We start from the raw sequence: 4,364 nt of genomic DNA, 5'->3' as shown, positions 1-4,364 counted from the left end.
AAATATGAAAGAAAGCCGCGCGGCATAAAGCGGTCGTCTGAAGTCGTGCCGAGGCTGATGGGCGCGTGCAGGCTGCGGGCGTATTTTTGAGGTTCAGTTGTCGTCATAATATTTTTTCCTTTTTATTTATTTTTTAATTTTCTTTTCAAGTGTTCCCAGCTACTTGTTACATTTTCCCCACCATATTTCCTTGTTTGGAAACCAAAAGTTGGTCGATTTTCAAATTTTCAGTATCGATGATTTCAAACTTATAACCGGCATAAACCAGAAAATCCGTACGCTTCGGGATTTTGCGCAGGGAATACATCATAAAGCCGGCGATGGTTTCATAATTTTCCGAATTGGGAAACTCTTCAATATCCAGCGCGCGCATGACATCGGCGAGCGGGGTCGCGCCGTCCACCAGCCAGGTGTCTTCGGTGCGGCGGATGATTTGCGGCTCTTCTTCGGTATTGACCAGCTCACCCATCACAATGCTCATCACATCTTTCAGCGTTACCACGCCGACCACCAGCGCGTATTCGTTCACCACTACGGCAAAGTCTTCGCCGGAAGTCTTGAAGGTTTCCAAGACATCGTAAAGCGACAGTGTATCGGGGATGAACAAGGCTTTACGCAACACGCGCTTGTCGGTCAGGCGGACGTCTTTTTCTTTTAAAAACAAAGTCAGCAGCGTGTGCGATTCGATATAGCCGATAACGCGTTCCAAATCGCCGTCGCACACCAAGAATTTATTGTGTGGTTTTTCCGACATTATTTCCAACACGGTATCGCTGTCGTCATGTTTGTCAAAATAGGCGATATATTCGCGCGTGCTCATGGTGGAAGTCACCGTGCGCTCCTGCATATCGAAAATGTTTTCAATCAGATAGTGTTCTTGTTCTTTCAATACACCAGCCTGCGCGCCTGCATCAACAACGGCATAAATATCTTCCGAAGTCAGCTGCTCCTGACGGACGGTTGAGATTTTGAAGAGTTTGAATATTGCGTTTGCCAACCCGTCAAAAATCCAGACAAGGGGCTTTAAGATAAAAATCAAAAACATCATCGGACGGACGATGCGTACCGCCACCGCTTCGGGATGGGTCATTGCCATACGCTTGGGCATCAGGTCGGCAATTAAAATAAAGCTACCTGTAACCAGCGAGAAGGTCAGCAAAGAGGCAGCTGTGCTGCCCCAACTGCCTGCGTTCTCCAAAAGTTTGCCAAAATACGGACGTATTGCCGCCTCGCCGACGATACCGGCAAGAATGGCGACGGCGTTCAATCCGATTTGGACGACAGTAATAAAACTGCCTGGCTGCTGCTGCATATTGATTACGTCAAGCGCGCGCGTATCGCCGCCGTCTTTCGCCATGACCTGCAATTTGATTTTACGTGCCGAGGCAAGCGCGAGTTCGGAACAGGACACAAACGCGCTAATGACAATCAGCAGGCACAATAATAGTAAGGCTTCAAAAATATTCATGGAAATGTGTGTGTATGGTATAGGTTAAAAATATTCAAACAGCAAAGGCCGTCTGAAAAATTCAATTTGATTTTAGATTTGCGTTTTATTTGTCAGTGATGCGTGAAGCAAATGATGGTATTGAAATAAATTTCACTTAAAAGTCAATCATATTTTTTCAGATAATCTTACGGAAAACCTCATTATTTATACAGATAAGGCACGACACTTTCCTTCAATATTTCTATCAACTCTTCATCCATGTATCTGTAATCATCAGGAATATCTAAAACAATCATTTCCTTATATTGCAAAGCACGGGGAAACTGTGCCAACAGACGGCTCTTATGTTTTTGTTCCATCACGAAAATCTTATCCGCCCATGCGATGCCGTCTATGGAAACAGTATGCCGCGCATTGGGGCTGGTCCCTGCAGAACGTGCCTGTACATTTGGATAACGTCGAAATACGGTTTCAGCGGTAGGACTGCGCCATTGGTTACGACTACAAATAAAAAGTGCATTCATAAAAATTAAAAAAGGCGGAAAGTATCCGCCTTGTGAAAACCATCTCGATTGAATCGAAAATGTATCTTTTGAGTTAGTCAAACCATTCAGCATCAAATTCATGCTGTCTGAACGGATAAATAAAACCCAGTTTTTGTGCACGTTTGATTTTATTGCTGCGGAGATACATCAAATCCCACTTTTTTTCAGGTTTATATTTCAAAGGATTTTTGCCATGTACACGATGACTGGGGCGTTGCTCTTGATGTCGTCGCCATGCACGGCTACGACTTTGATCTAAATTGTCCATTATCTGCTTTCTAATTTTGTTTCGGAAATCGGGTTCAGCAGCCGCAATTTTTTATGTATTCGATTATTCGGCAAGAAAATAGGATGACAAAATTATAGCGAAATTAAAGATATAATGCCAATATTAAACAATTTATTACGCTCAAAATGGCCAAAGGCCGTCTGAAACTTGAGACACATTTACTGTTTTAATCATCCAGCGCATCTTCATCCAAGGATTTCAACCATTTCAGCTTTTCGCCGATTTTGATTTCCAGCCCGCGCGGGACGGGTTGGTAGAAGTCCGGTTCGTCCAAGCCGTCGGGCATATAGCTTTCTCCAGCAGCGTAGGCATTGGGTTCATCATGGGCATAGCGGTATTCGCGTCCGTAGCCCAATTCTTTCATCAACTTGGTCGGGGCGTTGCGCAGGTGGACGGGTACTTCGTCGCTGGCGTTTTCTTTGACGAAGCGGCGCATTTGGTTGTATGCCTTATAGCCTGCATTGGATTTAGCGGCTGCGGCGAGATACAACACGGCTTGAGCTAAAGCGAGTTCCCCTTCTGGCGAGCCTAAGCGCTCATAAGTAGCGGCAGCATCATTGGCAATCGTTAAAGCACGCGGATCGGCCAAGCCGATATCTTCCCATGCCATGCGGACAATGCGGCGGGCAAGATAGCGCGGGTCAGTACCGCCGTCGAGCATACGGCAGAACCAATACAATGCCGCGTTAGGATGCGAACCGCGCACGGATTTGTGCAGGGCGGAGATTTGGTTGTAGAAACTCTCACCGCCTTTGTCGAAACGGCGGATTTGCGCGCCCAAACTATCAGCAAGGAATTCGGCGGTTAAGGTTTTCAGACGGCGTGTATTAGCAGCGCGTAAAAGCTGCTCGATCAAGTTCAACAATCTGCGCGCATCGCCGTCGGCAGTATTGACGAGCAGCTCCTGCGCATCTGCTTCAATCGTAAAACCTTGGTATTCGGGCAAAGCCAATACTTTGGCAATCAGCTTCTTCAGGTCGTCTGAAGACAAGGATTGCAAAACATACACCTGCGCCCTGCTGAGCAATGCCGGATTGACTTCAAATGACGGGTTTTCCGTGGTAGCGCCGATAAAGGTTAATAAACCGCTTTCGACATAAGGCAAAAATGCGTCCTGTTGCGCTTTGTTGAAGCGGTGTACCTCGTCAACAAACAAAATTGTCGCGCGCCCTTGCTGCAAGGCAATTTCAGCTTTCTCAATTGCCTCTCGTATGTCTTTTACACCTGAAAATACGGCGGAAACCGGCAGAAACTGGGCATTGAAACTCTGCGCCAAAATCCGCGCCAACGTCGTCTTGCCCACGCCCGGCGGCCCCCACAGCAACATAGAATGCGGCTTCCCGCCTTCCACCGCCACGCGCAAAGGTTTACCTTCGCCGATTAAGTGCTGCTGCCCGATGACATCGTCTAAAGAATGCGGGCGCAGGCGTTCGGCAAGCGGCGCATCAGGTTGGCGGGTAAAGAGGTCGGCCATGGCGGTTTCCGTGAAAGAGGGTTTTCAGACGACGTGGATTATAGCAGGTCATATGAAAGCGGATTAACGCTCTTTGGGCATAATATCAATATAGTTTTTATTCAAAATTTGCAGGAATTTCCCACTGATAACGATACATTCTGTTGCTAATTTTGCGGCTTCCTTTTTTCCTTTGTTGTTTTCAGCAGTCGGCGGGCAGAAGACCTTAGTGTCGCCTAAGTTCCAAGCCATATAGCCGTATAGGGCGTTGTTACGCTGTTCGGGGATTGAAGAACAGGAAATGCCTTTTTTTACTTTTTCTTTTTCTGAAAGTGCAGAGCATTTGAATTTTTGTTTTAACTTGAACAAGTCATTTCTGTCAATTCCGCTGGTTTCTTGGAAGCCATTGTTTTGTTGAAAATTATTATGTAATAAGTACCATGAGGAATTCTCAGGGGTTTCGGCAAAACGAGCAAAATGGACTGAGTTTAGTGATAGTTTATTGCTTGGGATTAAATGAAGAAAAATTACGTATGCATGAGTTAAAAATAAGAATATAAAAATCTTTATATTTCTTTTGTAATCTTTATCAAATCCTAACATGCAAGCTGTGGAACATGTTGTAAA

Annotated in this window: 4 protein-coding genes and 1 pseudogene; all 5 read right to left on the bottom strand. The window is 45.7% G+C overall.

The window, feature by feature from the left end:
- Positions 1-166 precede the first annotated feature (166 nt).
- Positions 167-1,468 (bottom strand): hemolysin family protein, encoded by a 1,302-nt coding sequence (locus ACTHUE_RS11565; RefSeq protein WP_070504676.1) that lies wholly within the window; start codon positions 1,466-1,468, stop codon positions 167-169.
- A 182-nt stretch (positions 1,469-1,650) separates the two neighbouring features.
- On the bottom strand, positions 1,651-2,067 hold the full coding sequence (locus ACTHUE_RS11560) for a low molecular weight protein tyrosine phosphatase family protein (protein WP_234395576.1): 417 nt from the start codon (positions 2,065-2,067) through the stop codon (positions 1,651-1,653).
- The gene (locus ACTHUE_RS11555) at positions 2,048-2,263 is read right to left on the bottom strand and encodes a hypothetical protein (protein ID WP_004519973.1); all 216 of its coding nucleotides are present in this window, start codon (positions 2,261-2,263) and stop codon (positions 2,048-2,050) included. The genes ACTHUE_RS11560 and ACTHUE_RS11555 overlap by 20 nt, the downstream gene beginning before the upstream one ends.
- Positions 2,264-2,450: 187 nt before the next feature.
- Positions 2,451-3,758 carry a replication-associated recombination protein A gene (locus tag ACTHUE_RS11550; protein ID WP_070461712.1) on the bottom strand — a complete coding sequence of 436 codons (1,308 nt, stop codon included), beginning with the start codon at positions 3,756-3,758 and terminating at the stop codon, positions 2,451-2,453.
- Positions 3,759-3,821: 63 nt separating this feature from the next.
- Positions 3,822-4,364, bottom strand: a pseudogene (locus tag ACTHUE_RS11545) (hypothetical protein); the annotation flags it as partial.

This window comes from Neisseria sp. P0021.S005, assembly GCF_051956955.1.
This window is presented reverse-complemented; position numbering and strand designations above follow the sequence as displayed.

What these genes read in the sequence shown, in the direction of transcription:
- ACTHUE_RS11565 (WP_070504676.1), bottom strand. Translation starts at nt 1,468, where the DNA reads ATGAATATTTTTGAAGCCTTACTATTATTGTGCCTGCTGATTGTCATT.
- ACTHUE_RS11560 (WP_234395576.1), bottom strand. Translation starts at nt 2,067, where the DNA reads ATGCTGAATGGTTTGACTAACTCAAAAGATACATTTTCGATTCAATCG.
- ACTHUE_RS11555 (WP_004519973.1), bottom strand. Translation starts at nt 2,263, where the DNA reads ATGGACAATTTAGATCAAAGTCGTAGCCGTGCATGGCGACGACATCAA.
- ACTHUE_RS11550 (WP_070461712.1), bottom strand. Translation starts at nt 3,758, where the DNA reads ATGGCCGACCTCTTTACCCGCCAACCTGATGCGCCGCTTGCCGAACGC.